Annotated in this window: 19 protein-coding genes; 14 read left to right on the top strand and 5 right to left on the bottom strand. The window is 38.8% G+C overall.

Translation table 11 applies throughout. The annotated features are described in order from the left end of the window. Positions 1-211: 211 nt before the first annotated feature. The 3 genes from fabG to phaQ all read right to left on the bottom strand — a co-directional run bounded on the left by fabG (position 212) and on the right by phaQ (position 2,147). Positions 212-946, bottom strand: coding sequence for a 3-oxoacyl-ACP reductase FabG (gene fabG, locus J2Y67_RS00545; RefSeq protein WP_310169546.1), 735 nt, complete (start codon positions 944-946; stop codon positions 212-214). Between the two features lie 186 nt (positions 947-1,132). Continuing rightward, on the bottom strand, positions 1,133-1,651 hold the full coding sequence (locus J2Y67_RS00540) for a hypothetical protein (RefSeq protein WP_310169544.1): 519 nt from the start codon (positions 1,649-1,651) through the stop codon (positions 1,133-1,135). A 76-nt stretch (positions 1,652-1,727) separates the two neighbouring features. Continuing rightward, positions 1,728-2,147 carry a poly-beta-hydroxybutyrate-responsive repressor gene (phaQ, locus tag J2Y67_RS00535; RefSeq protein ID WP_396954025.1) on the bottom strand — a complete coding sequence of 140 codons (420 nt, stop codon included), beginning with the start codon at positions 2,145-2,147 and terminating at the stop codon, positions 1,728-1,730. Between the two features lie 257 nt (positions 2,148-2,404). On the opposite strand from phaQ, the gene J2Y67_RS00530 reads away from it, so the two are divergent. The 3 genes from J2Y67_RS00530 to phaC all read left to right on the top strand — a co-directional run bounded on the left by J2Y67_RS00530 (position 2,405) and on the right by phaC (position 4,786). Next, positions 2,405-2,812, top strand: coding sequence for a hypothetical protein (locus J2Y67_RS00530; RefSeq protein ID WP_310169542.1), 408 nt, complete (start codon positions 2,405-2,407; stop codon positions 2,810-2,812). Between the two features lie 71 nt (positions 2,813-2,883). Then, positions 2,884-3,627, top strand: a complete 744-nt coding sequence (phbB, locus tag J2Y67_RS00525; RefSeq protein ID WP_310169541.1) for an acetoacetyl-CoA reductase — start codon at positions 2,884-2,886, stop codon at positions 3,625-3,627. 70 nt (positions 3,628-3,697) lie between these two features. After that, positions 3,698-4,786, top strand: coding sequence for a class III poly(R)-hydroxyalkanoic acid synthase subunit PhaC (gene phaC / locus J2Y67_RS00520; protein ID WP_310170229.1), 1,089 nt, complete (start codon positions 3,698-3,700; stop codon positions 4,784-4,786). Between the two features lie 289 nt (positions 4,787-5,075). Here phaC and J2Y67_RS00515 read toward each other — a convergent pair whose 3' ends face one another. Beyond that, positions 5,076-5,519: an Lrp/AsnC family transcriptional regulator gene (locus J2Y67_RS00515; RefSeq protein ID WP_310169539.1), complete on the bottom strand. Its 444-nt coding sequence runs from the start codon at positions 5,517-5,519 to the stop codon at positions 5,076-5,078. Positions 5,520-5,844: 325 nt separating this feature from the next. On the opposite strand from J2Y67_RS00515, the gene J2Y67_RS00510 reads away from it, so the two are divergent. The 6 genes from J2Y67_RS00510 to J2Y67_RS00485 all read left to right on the top strand — a co-directional run bounded on the left by J2Y67_RS00510 (position 5,845) and on the right by J2Y67_RS00485 (position 12,379). Continuing rightward, positions 5,845-6,984 carry a Leu/Phe/Val dehydrogenase gene (locus tag J2Y67_RS00510; protein ID WP_310169537.1) on the top strand — a complete coding sequence of 380 codons (1,140 nt, stop codon included), beginning with the start codon at positions 5,845-5,847 and terminating at the stop codon, positions 6,982-6,984. Positions 6,985-7,015: 31 nt separating this feature from the next. Next, positions 7,016-8,083 (top strand): pyruvate dehydrogenase (acetyl-transferring) E1 component subunit alpha, encoded by a 1,068-nt coding sequence (gene pdhA / locus J2Y67_RS00505; protein WP_310170226.1) that lies wholly within the window; start codon positions 7,016-7,018, stop codon positions 8,081-8,083. A 5-nt stretch (positions 8,084-8,088) separates the two neighbouring features. Continuing rightward, positions 8,089-9,105: an alpha-ketoacid dehydrogenase subunit beta gene (locus tag J2Y67_RS00500; protein ID WP_310170223.1), complete on the top strand. Its 1,017-nt coding sequence runs from the start codon at positions 8,089-8,091 to the stop codon at positions 9,103-9,105. Between the two features lie 12 nt (positions 9,106-9,117). Continuing rightward, positions 9,118-10,410, top strand: coding sequence for a dihydrolipoamide acetyltransferase family protein (locus J2Y67_RS00495; RefSeq protein WP_310169535.1), 1,293 nt, complete (start codon positions 9,118-9,120; stop codon positions 10,408-10,410). A gap of 143 nt (positions 10,411-10,553) precedes the next feature. Further along, a complete protein-coding gene (locus J2Y67_RS00490) occupies positions 10,554-11,873 on the top strand; it encodes an amino acid permease (protein WP_396954024.1) in 1,320 nt (439 codons plus the stop codon). 215 nt (positions 11,874-12,088) lie between these two features. After that, on the top strand, positions 12,089-12,379 hold the full coding sequence (locus tag J2Y67_RS00485) for a hypothetical protein (protein ID WP_310169532.1): 291 nt from the start codon (positions 12,089-12,091) through the stop codon (positions 12,377-12,379). 190 nt (positions 12,380-12,569) lie between these two features. Here J2Y67_RS00485 and J2Y67_RS00480 read toward each other — a convergent pair whose 3' ends face one another. After that, positions 12,570-13,019, bottom strand: coding sequence for a PaaI family thioesterase (locus J2Y67_RS00480; protein ID WP_310169531.1), 450 nt, complete (start codon positions 13,017-13,019; stop codon positions 12,570-12,572). Positions 13,020-13,904: 885 nt separating this feature from the next. Between J2Y67_RS00480 and paaK the strand changes: the two genes are divergently transcribed. The 5 genes from paaK (at position 13,905) to paaD (ending at position 18,086) form a co-directional block, all read left to right on the top strand. Then, a complete protein-coding gene (gene paaK / locus J2Y67_RS00475; RefSeq protein WP_310169530.1) occupies positions 13,905-15,230 on the top strand; it encodes a phenylacetate--CoA ligase PaaK in 1,326 nt (441 codons plus the stop codon). A gap of 195 nt (positions 15,231-15,425) precedes the next feature. Then, on the top strand, positions 15,426-16,382 hold the full coding sequence (gene paaA / locus J2Y67_RS00470) for a 1,2-phenylacetyl-CoA epoxidase subunit PaaA (RefSeq protein ID WP_310169528.1): 957 nt from the start codon (positions 15,426-15,428) through the stop codon (positions 16,380-16,382). Between the two features lie 18 nt (positions 16,383-16,400). Further along, positions 16,401-16,754: a 1,2-phenylacetyl-CoA epoxidase subunit PaaB gene (gene paaB / locus J2Y67_RS00465; protein WP_310169527.1), complete on the top strand. Its 354-nt coding sequence runs from the start codon at positions 16,401-16,403 to the stop codon at positions 16,752-16,754. Next, on the top strand, positions 16,747-17,559 hold the full coding sequence (paaC, locus tag J2Y67_RS00460) for a 1,2-phenylacetyl-CoA epoxidase subunit PaaC (protein ID WP_310169525.1): 813 nt from the start codon (positions 16,747-16,749) through the stop codon (positions 17,557-17,559). The genes paaB and paaC overlap by 8 nt, the downstream gene beginning before the upstream one ends. Positions 17,560-17,591: 32 nt before the next feature. Next, entirely contained in the window at positions 17,592-18,086 is a 495-nt protein-coding gene (gene paaD, locus J2Y67_RS00455; protein ID WP_396954017.1) for a 1,2-phenylacetyl-CoA epoxidase subunit PaaD, read from the top strand. Positions 18,087-18,092 lie beyond the last annotated feature (6 nt).

Raw genomic sequence — 18,092 nt, 5'->3', positions numbered from 1 at the left:
AAATTGTTGGAATTTTTTAATAAAAGGCTGTATTAAGGTTCAATGGTTGATTTACTAAATAAGTTGATTGGGGCGGAAAGCGAAGCACCTGGGGCACAAATCTACAGACAAGTTTAAAACAGCCTAATCAAAAGACCGGAGAAACATGAAAATGTTCCTCCGGTCTTTTTTTACCTCTATGGGAAGGGATAACGGATTCGCTAGCATTTATTTAGATCACTAGCCCGCCATCCACACTTAAAATGGTTCCATTAATGTAACCTGCTTGATCAGAAGCTAAAAACAAATAGGCAGAAGCAATATCTTCCGGTTTTCCGATTTTCCTAAGAGGAGTTTTTTCTTTCATGAAGTTTAGAACTTTTTCCGGTACTGCTGCCGTCATGCCCGTTTCAATAAATCCCGGGGCAACTGCATTCACCCTAATTCCCTTAGGACCAAATTCTTTTGCCCAGCTCTTTGTTAGGCCAATCACTCCGGCTTTTGTGGCTGCATAGTTTGTTTGACCGATATTCCCGTATAAACCCACTACAGATGAGGCATTCAAGATGACCCCGGATCCCTGGTTGAGCATAATCGAGGCAACGGCCTTTGTGCACTTAAAAACCCCGGATAAGTTCACATTTATCACTTTTTCCCAATCGGTTTCTTTCATTTTTGTAAGAAATCCATCCATCGTAATCCCGGCATTATTAACTAACACATCAATTCGCCCGTGCTTTGCCACTGTGGATTGAACCATATCCTGAATCTGAGAACTGTCTGTTACATCTACTTTAAAAAAGGTAACATTCTCAGACTGAAGTTCTTCAAGAGCATCTTTGCCTGTAGATTCATTGTAATCACAGATGACAACATATGCTCCTTCTTGTAGAAATTGCCTTGCTGTTTCTTTCCCAATCCCCTGTGCGCCTCCAGTAATTAAAACAACTTTCCCAGTAAATTTCAAAATTTCCCCACCTCTAGTTAAAATTCATTTGCTGACAAACGGTTGTTTTTCAAAAAACTCTTGTCAGATAAGGGTTATTAAAAAATATAGGAATAGAGACCGTGGCGAGCCAACACAATTTCAATATTCATACTATTCTCCTAATCAGTAAAAAAGAACAGAGGAAATTCCTCTGTTCTACTATTTCTACTTGAAAAGGGCAAAAGCAGCTTTTGAATTTGTTTCAAAAATATCAAAAAGAACTTTTTGAGATGCCTTAATTTGTTCTGTAATTTCATCGCGGACCTTCTGCTGTTGAGAAATCCCATTTTTAACAGTTTCTTGGAAACGTTCTTGAGACTGATTAAGCAATTTTAAACTTTCTTTATACGGAGTCTCGATTAATTGCAAGGCGCGGTTTGAAGCCTCATCCAATTGAGCATTCCACTGTTCGTAAACTTGACCTGCGGAAGGACCGAAGTTCTTTTGTAAGTTCAGCTTTGCATTTTCTCGTAGTTCATTAAATAATTTCTTTTGTTCTTCTTGAATAAGAGTTACATCGTCTGTCATTTTTTCCAGAGTCGATTTTTGTTTTTCAAGTGATTGCAGAAATAATTCTTCCAATTCCTTTTGTGCATTAGAGACTCTGTCCAAACTATTTACCCATGTGTTAAAAAGTGACTCTCCAAAACGAACTGTTTCTTGTTTTTTTACATTTTGTGCCATGTGAAAAACCTCCATTTTTATATTCATTGCAGTTATACTGCAGTGTTACCAACTTAAATTGTTAGTGAAAAAATCATTAATCTTCTGTATCTTCTTGTTGTTTGAGTGATGGGGGCAGAAGCATATCCATGTAAATGCTAAAAAAGCGATTGATCATGGATTGATACTGCTCAAGTGTTGTAAAGCATGTTTTTAAATAATCTTCGCCGGCTTTTGTAATCGAATAAATCCGTTTTGCCGGTCCTTCCGTTGTTGTATCCCATTCGGAATAAACTAATTGATCTTTTTCAAGCTGCCTTAATGTTCGATACACATTGCCTTGGTCAATGGTGGCAAATCCGAATTGTGCAAGCTCTTGAATTAACTTGTACCCATGTAAATTCATATTTTGCAAACTTAATAGTAGAAAAGGCACCATTAAGTTTTTAGGCATTGTATTCATCGTGCGATCTTGATTCGAAGCAGTTGTATCTTTAGCAGATTCATTTTGATGGATGGTCAAATCATATCACTCCAAAAATATAATCTATATGTGTAATTTACACCTATAGATCCATTTTGTCAAAGATTTCTATAGGTGTAATTTACACTTAGTTAAAAACTTTCTTAAAATATTAAAATGAATAACGATTCATGTAGAATTTTGTCAAAAAATGCAGTAATATTTTTCGATAATTTCTAATATTTTATCTTCAATTCTTGCCGACTTACTAGTATGATTAATATGTCCATAACGAAAGAGGAGGAGAAAACATGAGTTCAGAAACAAATATTTATGAGATGTGGAAGGATTTTTATTCAAAGTCCAGCAGCTTTTTTGACGATAAGGTGAAAGAAGATTTTCCATCAAAGGGAATCGCGCAAGTTTTGGAAATGAATCTAATGTTTAAAAAAATGATTGATGAGAGTACAGAAAAATATTTGGAATTTGTAAATGTTCCTTCTCGTACTGATCTTGCCAATCTATCTTCATTGATTGTGAATGTGGATGCAAAAGTTGATAATTTAGAAGAATTATTGGAAGAAGCGACAGATAAAACAGTTGACCCTGCAAGTTATCAACGCGAATTGGCTGGAATTAAAAAAGATATGAAAAATCTTGATTCGAAGCTTAATCAAGTTCTTGCAGCTCTTAAATTACCGGAAACTTCTTCAAAATAATCCGGTAGTACATAAATACCTAGAAATGTTAAGAAAATACTAAACTAACTTTACATCAGGAGGAAAAGAAAATGACTGAATTAAAAAACAAAGTAGCAATCGTAACAGGCGGAAGCAGAGGAATTGGTGCAGCAATTTCATTGGAATTAGCTAAACAAGGCGTAAATATCGTTCTTAACTATGTAAGCCGTCCGGAATTAGCTGAAAAGATGGTTGCAGAAATCCAAGAATTTGGCGTAGAAGCATTTGCTGTTCAAGCTGATGTTTCTAAAAGTGATGAAGCAGCTCGCCTAGTCCAAGCAGCGGTAGAGAAGTTTGGAAAGTTAGATATTCTTGTGAATAATGCAGGGATTACACGTGACAGCACGTTTAAAAAGCTAAGTGAAGAAGACTGGAGAAAAGTTATCGACGTGAACTTAAATAGTGTATTCAATACAACATCACCTGCCCTTCAGCACTTGCTTGAATCAGATGGCGGCCGTGTAATTAACATCTCATCCATTATTGGTCAGGCTGGCGGATTTGGTCAAACCAACTATGCTGCAGCTAAAGCAGGTTTAATTGGCTACACAAAATCACTTGCTCTTGAATTAGCGAAATCCAATGTAACGGTAAATGCAATTTGCCCAGGATTTATCGGTACTGAAATGGTTCAAGCAATCCCTGAGAAAGTTCTTGATGGAATTGTATCGAAGATTCCACAAAAACGTTTAGGAACTCCAGAAGAAATTGGCCGTGGTGTTGTATTCCTATGTAAAGACGGTGCCTATATTACGGGACAACAATTAAATATTAACGGCGGACTTTACATGTAATTGTCATGAAAGATTTGTCCTGGAGATATATTTTTAAAGACTGAATAAATGAGGTAGGGAGTGAGCAGTCATTAGCATTTTAGTTACAAAAGAATGGGAAGAGTATGCCAAAATGGTTCCCGATGAATACAAGCAGGTAATGAACCGTGTTAAAAGGGCTACTGAAGTGTTAACAACAGAGGCTGAACCGGAAGTAGGGCCAACACCAAAGGAAGTGATTTGGACAAAGAATAAAACAAAGCTTTATCGTTTTATTTCCGATCATCCAAAAAAACATAAAGTTCCACTTCTTATGGTATATGCACTCATCAATAAGCCGTATATTTTGGATTTAACCAAGGGCGGCAGTTTAGTTGAATATTTAGTCAATCAAGGTTTTGATGTCTACATGATTGATTGGGGAACCTTTGGTTATGAAGACCGGAATATGAAAATGGATGATTTCATTATGGATTACATCCCGCGCGCAGTTAAGAAAGTCTTGAGAACATCGAAGGCTGACGAAGTTTCCATCCTTGGTTATTGCATGGGCGGTACAATGACATCTGTTTTTGCAGCCTTGCATCCTGAATTGCCAATCCGTAACCTTGTATTTATGACCAGCCCATTTGATTTTGCAGATTCTGGTCTTTATGGTGCCATGCTTGATGAGCGATACTTTGATATTGATAAAGTAGTAGATACTCTTGGAATTATCCCGCCTGAAATGATTGACTTTGGCAACAAAATGATTAAGCCAATGGCAAATGTATATGGGCCATTTATTAGTCTTGTTGATCGTTCAGATAATGACAGGTTTGTAAAAAGCTTTAAGCTCCTGCAAAAATGGCTGAACGACGGTATTCCGTTCCCAGGTGAGGCCTATCGTCAGTGGATTAGAGACTTTTATCAGAAGAACAGGCTGATTAAAGGGGAGCTTGTTATCCGCGGGCGCAAAGTCGACCTAAAGAATATTAAAGCGAATGTTCTTAACCTGTCCGGGAAGAGCGATCTTATTGCCCAACCGCATATGGTAGAGCCTTTGATGGGTGCAATATCCAGTAAAGATAAACAATATCAGAATCTGCCGGTTGGACATACGTCGATTACCTTTGGCAGTCAAGCGAATAAAATAACTTATCCTACCATCGGCGGCTGGCTTGCCGAACGTTCTAACTAAAAAACAGAGTTAAAGAAAAACGACATGGAGTGTTCCCTTTGAGGACCACTCTTTTTTATATGAAAAAACAACCTATATGTATTAGTAATAATATTATATTTGTTTTTTTCTGACAATTCAAGAGATTTTGAAAGGGTTTTCAAAAATAAAAGGAATAGGCAGAATTGAATGTTTAAGGGGGAGAATCAATGGATTGCAATCCTCCCCATTTTTAAAAGAATTGTAGAAATCTATGCATATCTAGTAAAATACATTAAACTCTTGGATTGATTGTTTTCATTATTTTTGCTCAGGTGGCATTTGGAGTAATATAACGGAATGAGACCGGTGATGATAAAACGATGGAAGTATTGACATTTCCGTAAGGTGTTAGCCGATCAATAAGATTACTTAGATGGTCCATCCCTGACACTGCAGCCTTAAGTAAATAGCTGACAGATCCGGTTAAACGATGACACTCGATGATATCCGGGTCGTTCCTAAGTGAATTTTCGAAATCTGTATAGGAAAGGATCTTCATTTCGCTGACTTGTATGAAAACGATTACGTCTCTACCGACAGCTTTGGGAGAAACCCGCGCACTAAATCCCTCAATGATTTCCCGCTCTTGCAGCCGTTTTAAACGCTCAGTAATACTTGGACGGCTAAGAGATAATTTCTTCGATAATTCACTTAAGGTGATACGTCCATCCATTTGAAGAAGTTCAAGAAGACGAATGTCTAATGGATCCATTGAATGTTCTCCTTTCAAAATGTAGAAAATAATTAAAAAATTTATGCAAATAGAAAACTAACGATTTGAATCTTATACGATTTGTTATGTTTTCCAATAACATTATACCTTAATATTAAGTAGAAACATAATCTTTGTAATATTTAAACTAGTGAAATTTCAACTGAAAAGAGTTCGTCCATGGTAATGTCTATTCAAAATATGTAAACGGTATCAAAAATGGAGCTAAACTGAAAATTTTTCAACACCTGAGAAAGACTTCTGTCTTTTCTCTTTTTTTAGAAACATTTTCTACTATAATCACAGTGATAATGGAGGTAAAACAATGAACATGATAGAAACATCTGTACAAACAACTGAAACCGTGATGGATAAAATGCATGAACATCAGCAAATCGTTTTCTGTAATGATCCGGCATCAGGGTTAAAAGCAATTATCGCAATCCACAATACTACACTCGGTCCTGCATTAGGTGGTTGCCGGATGCGCCCTTATCGAACGATGGATGAGGCATTGGAGGATGTACTTCGTTTATCTAAAGGGATGTCCTACAAATGTGCTGCGGCAGATGTGGATTTTGGAGGAGGAAAAGCGGTTATTATTGGAGACCCGGCAACGGATAAAACACCTGCTTTATTTAGATCGTTTGGTCAGTTTGTTGATTCATTAAACGGTCGTTTTTATACAGGGACAGATATGGGAACCTCGATGGAGGATTTTATCCACGCAGCAAAAGAGACTAATTGTATTGTAGGAATTCCAGAAGCATACGGAGGAGGCGGAGATTCTTCTGTTCCAACTGCTCTTGGCGTTATTTACGGCGTAAAAGCAACCAACAAAGTTGTTTTTGGTTCAGATCATCTCTCAAATAAAACCTATATTATCCAAGGTCTGGGGAAGGTAGGGTTCAAAGTTGCTGAGCAATTGTTAGAAGCCGGCGCGGATTTATATGTAAGCGATATCAATGAAGAAGCAGTCAAGGCTATTCAAGGACGTGCAAAACAATTAGGAGGCATTGCCCGCCTGGTAAGCGGAGACGAAGTATATTCTCAAGACGCGGATGTTTTTGTTCCATGTGCTTTCGGGGGAATTATTCATGATCAAACGATTGATCAGTTAAAGGTTAAGGCAGTTGTAGGATCGGCGAACAATCAGCTTCTTTTGGAAAATCACGGAGAAGCACTAAAACGAAAAGGAATTTTATATGCGCCTGACTACATAGTAAATTCCGGCGGGTTAATTCAAGTAGCAGATGAGCTTTACGGCTACAACCAAGAGCGTGTGCTATCGAAAACAAGCTCGATTTACACATCCTTATTAGAAGTATACAAGCAGGCAGATCTGGATAATATCACAACGATTCAAGCTGCAAACCGGTTTTGTGAAAAACGAATGGAAGACCGCCAAAAGCAAAATAGCTTTTTCTCACATACAAAGCGCCCTAAATGGGATATTTGTAAATAATAATTTCTCTAAAAGAGGTGATCATATGTCAATGTCGAAGGATTTTCCAATTTTTCAAATTGTGAATGAAAACGGGAAATTAATAAATGAACAGTATAAAGACCAATTAACAGAAGACCTTGTCAAACAATTTTACTATCATATGGTTCGGATTCGGACCTTTGATCGAAAAGCCATCAGTTTACAGCGTCAAGGAAGACTTGGAACCTATGCACCGTTTGAAGGGCAGGAAGCTTCTCAAGTTGGAAGTGCACTTGCGCTTGGCAAAGAAGACTGGGTATTTCCTACCTACCGTGATCACGGAGCTACCTTAACTTTCGGTGCCAGCATGGATCGTACATTTTTATATTGGAACGGCCGAGTGGAAGGGTGTGTACCGGAAGAAGGGAAAAAGATTTTCCCCCCTGCCGTACCGATTGCCACACAAATCCCACATGCAGCAGGAGCGGCCATGGCAGAAAAAAGAAAAGGAACAAAGAATGCAGCCATTGCTTATTTTGGTGATGGAGCCACTTCAGAGGGTGATTTCCATGAAGGGTTGAACTTTGCCAGTGTGTTTCAAGCACCGGTCATCTTCTTTAATCAAAATAACGGATTTGCCATTTCAGTTCCGATTGAAAAACAAATGAATTCCAAAACGATTGCCCAAAAGGCACTTGCTTATGATATGCCGGGAGTCCGTGTTGATGGCAACGATATATTTGCCGTCTATTTCCAGACAAAAAAGGGCTTAGATCGTGCTCGCAACGGAGAAGGACCAACTTTAATTGAAGCGCTCACATGGAGGTACGGTGCCCATACCACTGCGGATGATCCAAGGAAATACAGAGACCAGGGAGAAAGCGATGCCATCCGGGAACAGAGAGATCCTCTTCTTCGGGTGGAACGCTATATGCAGTTAAATGGCTTCTGGAATGAGGAATGGGTATTGAAAATCAAAGAAGAAACCGCAAATGAAGTTGAACAGGCAGTAAAAGATATGGAGAGTTTTCCTAAGCCGAATATCAATGATTTATTCGATTATGTGTTTAAGGAGCCGACTTGGACGATTGCGAAACAAAAGGAACAGTATCTTCAATTAATCGGGAGGGAAGCGTGATGGTTATGACTTTGGTGAGACCGTTAGAACAAACTGCCGTAAAAACGAACCAGCTAACACTTGTCCAAGCTGTAACAGATGGATTACGGGTGATGTTAGAAGAAGATGAACGGGTTCTTTTGCTTGGGGAAGATATTGGCAAAAACGGTGGGGTGTTCCGGGCAACAGAGGGTTTGCAGGAACAATTTGGGGAATCACGTGTGATGGATACCCCTCTAAGTGAAGCAGGGATTATCGGTGCTTCAATTGGGATGGCAGTGAATGGATTCAAGCCGGTAGCCGAAATGCAGTTCCTTGGATTTATCTATCCCGCGTTTGAGCAGATTATGACACATGTATCACGCATTCGGATGCGAACAATGGGGCGTTATTCGGTTCCATTGGTGATTCGGGCTCCATATGGTGCAGGTATCCGTGCTCCTGAGGTACATTCAGACAGTATGGAAGCATTGTTTGCGCATATGCCTGGAATAAAGGTTGTTTGTCCTTCTTCGGCATATGATGCAAAGGGTCTGCTGATTGCTGCCATCGAAGACCCGGATCCTGTCTTATTTTTAGAGTCGATGAGAATCTACCGTGCTCAACGTGAAGAGGTTCCTGAAGGAAAATACATCGTTGAAATCGGTAAAGGGAAAAAGCTTAAAGAGGGGAATGACGTAACGGTTATCGCCTGGGGAGCAATGGTGCCGGTAACAATGAAAGCAGTGGAACAGGCAGAAAAACAAGGGATAAGCTGTGATGTGATTGATTTGCGAACCCTTTATCCTATTGATAAAGACATTATTGCGGATTCTGTTCAAAAAACAGGACGTGCCGTGATTGTTCATGAAGCCCATCAAACAGGCGGTGTGGGCAATGATATTGTCTCCATCATTAACGATACATCGTTTCTCTATATGAAATCTCCGGTTGAACGTGTTACAGGTTTTGATGTGCCAGTTCCGCTTTTTGCGCTTGAGGAACATTATTTACCAACACCTAAGCGGGTAGTAAAAGCAATCGAAAAAGTTATGAATTTTTAGGAGGGGAAAGCTTTGGTTGAAGTAAAGCTTCATGATATTGGGGAAGGAATGACGGAGGGAGAGATTATTCATTATTTTGTTAAGGTCGGGGATCAGGTAAAAGTCGATCAACCGCTGGTAGAGGTACAAACAGATAAAATGGTGGCGGAGCTTCCATCCCCAGCATCAGGGAAAGTGAAGGAAATTGTAGTCAATCACGGAAATACCGTATCCGTCGGCACTACGCTTCTTGTGCTGGAAGCAGAGGAGGCAAAAGCTGCAGAACCAGTGATGGAAATGAAATGGGAAGAAACAGCACCGAAAAAAACACCTGTATCCACAACACAACAACAGCCTACAAGACCATCTAAGGAAAAAACAGAAAAAAACTTTATCATAGCCGCACCATATACAAGGAAAATTGCGCGCGAGTTTCAAGTAGATATTAACGAAATTTCAGGTACTGGAACGAATGGACGTATTACTGTGGGAGATATATACAATTTTGTTAAAAAACGTGATTTGATTCAGACTTCCGAGAAAATGAAAGCGATTTCTACAGAAACGATTGGACAAATAACAGAGCCAATCAAAGAGAATCTTGGTCGTGAAGTCCGAAATGAAAAGGAATCAAAAGGGGAAGAGATTCCATTTAGAGGCCGCAGGAAGCAGATTGCAAAGAAAATGACCCAATCTCTATATACCATTCCACATGTGACACATTTTGAGGAAGCAGATTTAACGGAACTGCTTACTTATCGAAATGATTTAAAAGAAATGGGGATCCATGTTTCGGCTGTTGCTTTCTTTATTAAAGCCATTGCGGTAGCATTAAAACAATTCCCTGTATTCAATGCAAAGCTAGATGAAGAAAACGAAGTGATTCGCTTAGAAAAAGAATATAACATTGGAATCGCAACGGATACAGAGGATGGTTTAATTGTCCCTGTCATTCATCATGCCGATCAATTAACGGTTCGCCAAATTCATGACAAACTAAAAGAATTAACAAAAAAAGCACAGGAAAATCAACTGACACCAGCGGATATGAAAGGCGGAACATTTACCATCAGTAATGTTGGTCCATTAGGAAGTATCGGGGCAACACCGATTATTAATTATCCTGAAACGGGGTTAATTGCCTTTCATAAGACGAAAAAAATGCCGGTTGTCGTGGAGAATGATGAAATTGCGATTCGCTCAATCATGACGATGTCAATGGCGTTTGACCACCGCGTGGCTGATGGTGCTACGGCCGTGGCCTTTACAAACCGTTTTAAGCAATTAATCGAAAATCCAAAGCTATGGCCAATTGAATTAGCCTAAAAACCTGCAAATCTAAATCTACGAAACGCCCATAACATGGTATGATAGAATGAATGGATTGAAGCGTTTGATAGAGTGAAGGAGGAATATGTTTGAAATCTGCATCATTGCAAAAAAAATTATTGCCACGCCATATAAGTTTAATGGCAATGGGGGGAGCAATCGGTACCGGGATTTTTAAAGGTAGTGCAGAAACAGTATCTTTAGCGGGACCGGGAGTAATCTTCACATATGTGTTCGCAGGGCTATTGCTGCTTGTTGTGATGGGTGCTATAGCAGAAATGGCTATCGCCTATCCAAATACAAATATAAAAGGCTTTGTTCAGAAAGCCTTCGGTAAGCGTGCTTCTTTTGTAATTGGCTGGATGTATTGTTTTATGTGGCTAGCGGTATGTGTCATTGAAATTGTGGTGGCGGGCAGCTTTTTGCAATATTGGCTTCCTTCGATTCCGCTTTGGGAATTGAGTTTGGGGTGTACTGTATTAGTGATTGGCATTAACATGATGAATGTGAAAAATTATGGCGAATTTGAATTTTGGTTTGCAGGAATTAAAATTACTATGATTATCGTCTTTATCATTTTAGGTGCCTGTATTATATTTGGTATCATCCCAAGCAATCAATCAAACTACCTGCAAAATTTTACGGAACATGGAGGGTTTTTCCCGAAAGGATGGTTGTCCATTTTTTCAGCACTATTAATTGTCATGTTTTCGTATGGAGGTTCAGAACTAATCGGGGTAACGGTAACAGAAGTAAAAGATGCAGAACGTATTTTACCTAAAGTTATAAAAAGTTTTATTTGGCGAATTGTATTATTTTACACCCTGCCTATTTTGGTGATTTGCGGTTTAATTCCTTGGAATGAAATTAGTGACCATTCCAGTCCCTTTGTTCAAGTATTATCCATGGCTGGCCTTCAGGGTTCTGCTCACCTTATGAACTTTATTTTAATTACAGCTGTCTTATCTGCAGCAAATTCAGGGATTTATGGATGTACACGAATGTTGCATTCTTTAGCGGTGGAAGGGGAAGCACCTAAGGCTTTTTCGTTTGTAACCAATAAGGGTGTTCCGTTGTATAGTTTAATGCTTAGTGCAGTCGTTTTAATCGGCGGCTCTATGATTGCCTATTTTGCACAAGATAAAGTATTTTTGTTATTAATGGCAGTACCTGGTTTTGTCGTATCATTGGTTTGGATTGGGATTTGTTTGGCACAGTTAAAACTTAGGAAAACCTATCCTAAAGCTCCCAGCTTTAAATTATGGGGTTTCCCCTACATCACAGCGGTCACAGTGGCGGCGTTAAGCGTAATAACCGTGATATTTGTTTTGAATGAACAAAATCGCGTTAGTATCATCACTTGTCTTGCGGTTCTAGCGGTTTTAGTTGTAATTTCACTTTTTAAATTTAAAAAAACAGCTGATCATGATTCTAAAATTAGAGAAGAGAATGTGGGATGAATTTCATCAAAAAGATAGGTATTTACGTAAAAATAACAGGGACTTTTTAGTCCCTGTTATTTATTTTAAGTAAAGGCTTTGTTAAATGTCATTGTGGATATTGTATTTATCTTGATTGGAACGAAAATTACCACGATTTTTCTAGGTATTCGCCGTCTCGTCTCAAAAATATCAACATATCAATAGGGTATTAATCTATAAAGGAGTAATGCCCCATGTACCCGTATGGAAATTATTCAATTCCGCAGGTTCAGTATGACTATAATCTTTATGAACAACAAAATTTATATGACCCTAATAGACAAATGCCCCAAATTTCTCAGCTGTTGCAACTTCCCCAATGGCAGCAGTTACAACGCAGACTCAATCAGCTTGAAAGGCAAAATGAACGGCAAGATCGTGAAATTGATCAGCTTCAACGCCGACTTCAACGGGTGAACGAGCGGCTTCGAGCATTGGAAAACAAATTCCACGTTCCATTTACATCACATGATGGAGAATATTAAAGAAATGCAAAGGAACCGGGAAATTCCCGGTTCTTTTGTTGAATGTTGGTTGAGGAAATTTTTCTGAAGGTCAAAACTAGCAAGGACCCCTGAAAAAATGTCCTTCATAAGATTGATCAAGACCAAAAGCAGCGAGGACCCCCGAAGAAATGTCCTTCATAAGCTAGCAAAAACAAATCAAAATAAAGCCCTAATCTTCGTTCCCAACAAAAGCCTGACTTTTACGATATACCATTGCTTCCATTGTAGCAATTAGCTCCTTGCCGCTATATACACGAATAGCATACCAGCCAAGTTTATGGTTTTTCTTTATTTCCTCCGCAGTTGCTGTGAGTGTTTCACCTAACCTGCCAGCAGACATGAAATTAACATTGGTTGTTACACCTACAGCTGTTTTTCCATATGAATTGCTAGCTGCGGCAAATACATAATCTGCAAGCGAAAAAATAATTCCCCCATGGACGGTTCCGTGGGCATTTAGCATGTTTTCGTCTGGGGTTAATTCAGCGGCTGCTGTTCCGAGCCCAAGTTTTGTCAGTTTCATGCCAAGGAATCGGCCATAAGGTTCATTTTTCATTAGGTCTACAATCTGTTCATAATGTTTTTCGTGAATCGCTTGTTCTTCGAGATGAGTAGTCATAGAATCCTCCTTAATTAATAATAGACTCTCGGCATTCGCCGAGTCAGATGGTTCAAGGGTTTTCTTAAACCACTTGAATTTAATTCCTCCTACTTTGTATAGGGGGGGTTTTTCTTTTTACAAAAAGGCTCTGTTAAATTTGCCTGTTGATTTCCGCTCCAGGCACTTCGCTTTCCGCGAGCATCCTGGAGCGGAAATCAACCACTTCTCTAAAAGCAACAAAGTTTACGAAAACAGCCTTCACCTAGTCGATTTTTTTTAAAAAGGCTATTTTCGCATAGATTGTTGTTTTTCGTATAAGTTCATCAACCCGTATAACTATATGCTTCGTGGCATCTTTTCGTATGAATATTTGCGAAAATTGCCTACAAACTTAGTAAATGAACCTTATTAAGCTCCAAAAGCAACAAAGTTTACGAAAAGAGCCTTTAAAAATGATAAATGTAGGTTTATTTGGTATGCACATTTTTAAAAATACAATGAAACCGATAATTACGTCAGATATTTCGGACAGAATTCTCAGTAAAATTTTTACAAGCCTCTCTATGAATTGCTTATTTATTCCGAGAGTCTATAATAAAACGTTTTTAAAACGATGTAGTCTATATTTGAAATATAACATTTTAAAAGAATTATTTCAATTTTAGAAATAAGCAGAAAAAGTGGAAAACTGAATGAAATTTGTGATTATTTCAATGGAAACCGCCGTTTATTAATGATTACAGGATGAAAAAAAACTATTTTCTATAATTGAAATTTTCAATTATTAATATTGACACTGTGTTAATATGGTATTAATCTATAACTATATTACATTATTTTTTACTTTCGTATAAATTTTGTTATTTAATCTTTCGCGAATAAGTAAGCAAGGGGGATCCATTAATGCACAATCCGGAAATTGAGACAATGAGCCGCAAAGAGTTGGAAGCACTGCAATTTTTGCGGCTTAAACAAAGCGTGAAAAGGGTTTATGAAAATGTACCATTTTATAGGGGGAAATTTGATGAATTAGGAATTATCCCAGATGATATTCAATCGTTGGAAGATGTAAGATTGCTTCCTTTTACTAAGAAAAAAGATTTACGGGATCAATATCCATTTGGATTGTTTGCAGTTCCGATGGAAGAAGTAAACCGAATTCATGGATCTTCGGGAACAAGCGGTAAACCAACAGTTGTCGGTTATACAAAAAATGATATTAAAAATTGGGCAACAATTGTTGCACGTGCCATTGTTACTGCAGGAGGAAAAAAATCAGATATTTTCCATAATGCCTATGGATATGGTCTATTCACAGGAGGACTTGGTCTTCATTCTGGAGCTGAAGAGTTGGGAGTGGCAGTAGTTCCTATTTCCGGCGGAAACACTGAAAGACAAATAACCGTTATTGAAGATTTTAAACCAAGAGGCATTTGTGGAACTCCATCTTATATTTTAAATATTGTCGAACATATGGAACATATGGGATTGGACCCACGTGAAACAAGTCTTGAATATGGTATTTTTGGAGCCGAGCCTTGGACAGAAGAGATGCGTGCTACACTTGAGAAAAAGCTGAACATTAAAGCCATTGATATTTATGGTTTAAGTGAAGTAATGGGTCCTGGGGTTGCGATTGAGTGTATTGAAGCTCAAAACGGATTGCATATTGCTGAAGATCACTTTTTAATTGAGGTTCTTGATCCTGAAACACTACAGCCAGTAGAAGATGGTCAAGATGGAGAACTTGTATTTACTAGCTTAACTAAGGAAGCGCTGCCAATTATTCGGTACCGGACAGGGGATATTGCTTCGATTACACGTGAAAAATGTAAGTGTGGCAGAACACATACGCGTATGTCCCGCCTAAAGGGTCGAACAGATGATATGCTAATCATTCGCGGTGTTAATGTTTTCCCTTCCGAGGTTGAGCGTGTTCTTTTACAAATCGAGGGGCTTGTTCCAAATTACCAAATTCACTTGATTAAAAAAGGAAGCTTAGACAGTGTGGAATTACATGTAGAACTTGATAAGCAGCTTTATCAGGAAGTTGGAGAAGATTTAGGGCATGCTACGATCCAAAAATTGAAAAAGAATATTCAGCATCAAATGAAATCCAGCTGTTTAGTATCAATGGATACCATTATCAATAAACCAGGAAGCCTTCCTCGTTCAGACGGAAAAGCTAAGAGGGTCTTAGATAAAAGGAATCCGCAACCTATAGTTTAATATAGGTGTAGTAGATAAAGTGAAAACGGATCCACCTATGCTTGCCTCTTCCTTTTGTTCAATCTTGGATTAAGCATAGGTGAGATGATAGAGAATTTACTATTGAAAATGTGAAAATAGAAAAAATATTGCTATTTATATAACAATAAAATATAATAACGTTATATAAACGTTATATCGAGAGGTGGTATAAAGATGAGCATCCTTGAAAGAGATTTAACAGAACATGAACAATTAGAAAAATTCGTCGCACGGATTGAAGCAGGAGACAAAATTGAAGCGGATGACTGGATGCCGGAAGAATACCGGATAGCACTTATAAAATTAATTTCTCAGCACGGAATCAGCGAAATTATGGGAGCGCTTCCTGAAAAGGAATGGGTGCCAAAAGCTCCATCACTAAGAAGAAAATTAGGAATCATGGCCAAAGTTCAGGATGAAATGGGACATGGACAGCTGCTCCTTCGTGTAGCTGAGGATTTATTAAAGCCTTATGGAAAAGATCGCGGCGATTTAATGCAGGACCTCTTTAAGGGAGATTTAAAGTTTCATAATGTCTTCCATATGGCAACAAAAACATGGGCTGATGCCGGAATGATTGGCTGGCTCGTTGATGGTGCAGCCATTATCACACAAACAAACATGCTTGGTGCATCTTACGGTCCATATGCAAGAGCACTGCATCGCATTTGCGCAGAGGAAGTGTTCCATGCTCAGCACGGGGAAGCGATTATCATGGCGCTTGCGGAAGGAACAGACGAACAAAAACAAATGATTCAAGAAGCGTTAAATGACTGGTGGGAAGCTCTTCTCATGTTCTTCGGTCCGGCTAGCAGTTCAACAACAGGTACAAGTAAACAGGATGTAACGATTAAGTATAAAATTCGTACAAGTACAAACGAAGAATTACGACAAAGCTTCTTTACAAAGTATATTCCGCGAATTTTATCATTAGGCTTAACGATTCCGGATCCAACTCTTCATTTCGACGAAGAGCAGCAGCTTTGGGTTTACCAGCAGCCTGATTGGAATAAATTTAAGCAAATTATTAAAAACAATGGTCCACGCTCACAAGCACGCTTGAACTTGCGCAGAGTTTCTTATGAGAACAACGCATGGGTACGCGATGCTCTAAGTGCGGCATTGAATTAAGGAAAGGGGAAGGAAAAAATGGAGCAAAAGAAAACATTTTACCAAGAATTTGAAGTTTTCAGTAAACGGACACCTTCTTCACCCTTTCAGCACCAATTTAGTTTGTTAGCGCCAAATGCTGAAATGGCGATGGTAATGGCTCAAGAAAACTTTATGCGTCGCGACCCGGTTGCAGATATTTGGGTAGTGAACCGTGAACATATCTGTGGTATGTCAAAGGAAGAAAAGCTTACCTTACAACGATTAGATAATAAAGATTACCGTACAACGAAGGGCTACGGCTACTTAAAGAAAAAATGGCGTCATTACGAACAAAAAATGTTTGATGAAAAAGAAATTCTTTCTTGGGCAGGAGGGGACAAAAATGACTGAACAAAATTTAACCCTAACTCCTGAATTTAAGGATGCTGTAGTCAATTTGTTGTTTCAGCTTGCGGATGATGACTTCTTTTATTCCTACAGGGGTTCTGAATGGCTTGGACTTGCACCACATATTGAAGAGGATGTTGCTTCTTCCTCTATCAGCCAGGACAGCATGGGCCATGCCGCTATGTTTTATCAACTATTAGAAGAAATGGGGATTGGCCATTCTGATGCATTAGCCCACCTGCGACCTGCTAATGAAAGAAAGAATAGTATTTTAGTAGAGAGACCAAATGGTGAAGGCTATTACATGGACGTCCCAAAATATGACTGGGCTTACGCAGTCGTTCGGAATTATTTTTACACTGCCGCGAAGAAAGTCAAAATTGACTCATTGAAAAATAGCGCATACGAACCACTGGCAAAAGTTGCGGTTAAAGTAAACATGGAATTGTATTACCACTTGCTTCACTGGAAAACATGGTTTGTTCAACTTCTAAGTTCAACAGATGAAGCGAAGCAAAGAATGCAAGCCGCGATTGAACAAGTCATGAGTGATTTTGGCGATGTCTTTTCACTTGGAAACGACAGTGAGAGAATCGTTGAACTAGGTTTAATTGAAAAAAGCGATGTCCTAATCCAACGTTGGAAACAACAATTGGAGCCTGTTCTACAATCTGTTAGTTTATTAGTTCCGGAAATTCCAGCTAACCCAGGAAGAAACGGCCGTAATTTAGAACATACAGATGATTTAGTGTCAGCGATTGAGACACTTTCAGAGGTTTATCGTTTAGATACAGCTGCATCATGGTAATGTAAACATAGAAATGAGGTGTGATCATGCAAATGTCTATAAAATCACTGGAAAAGCAGGTATTAGATGTATTAAATGATGTTAAAGATCCTGAAATTGATACAGTGAGTATTATTGACTTGGGTATGGTAGAGGAGGTAAAGGCCGAAAACGGTGTGGTTGAGATAAAAATCCTGCCGACCTTTTTGGGGTGTCCGGCCCTTAGCATTATCCAAAAGAATATCGAAAATGCCGTGAAGGCCCTTAAGGATGTAGAAAAGGTGAAGGTAGAATTTATCAACCACCCGCCATGGACGTCAGATCGGATATCTGAAAAAGGCAGAAATGGGCTTAAAGCATTTGGAATTGCTCCTCCACCTCGATTAATGGAAAGTGATGGATCGTGGCATGTTGATTGCCCATATTGCGGTTCAACCTATGTGACCATGGACAACATCTTTGGACCCACAGCCTGCAGAAGTATTTTATACTGTAAAAGCTGTAAAAACCCATTTGAAGCAATGAAACCGATATCAACTTTAATGTAGATAAAG

This window comes from Neobacillus niacini, assembly GCF_031456445.1.
Classification (GTDB): domain Bacteria; phylum Bacillota; class Bacilli; order Bacillales; family Cytobacillaceae; genus Neobacillus; species Neobacillus niacini_I.
This window is presented reverse-complemented; position numbering and strand designations above follow the sequence as displayed.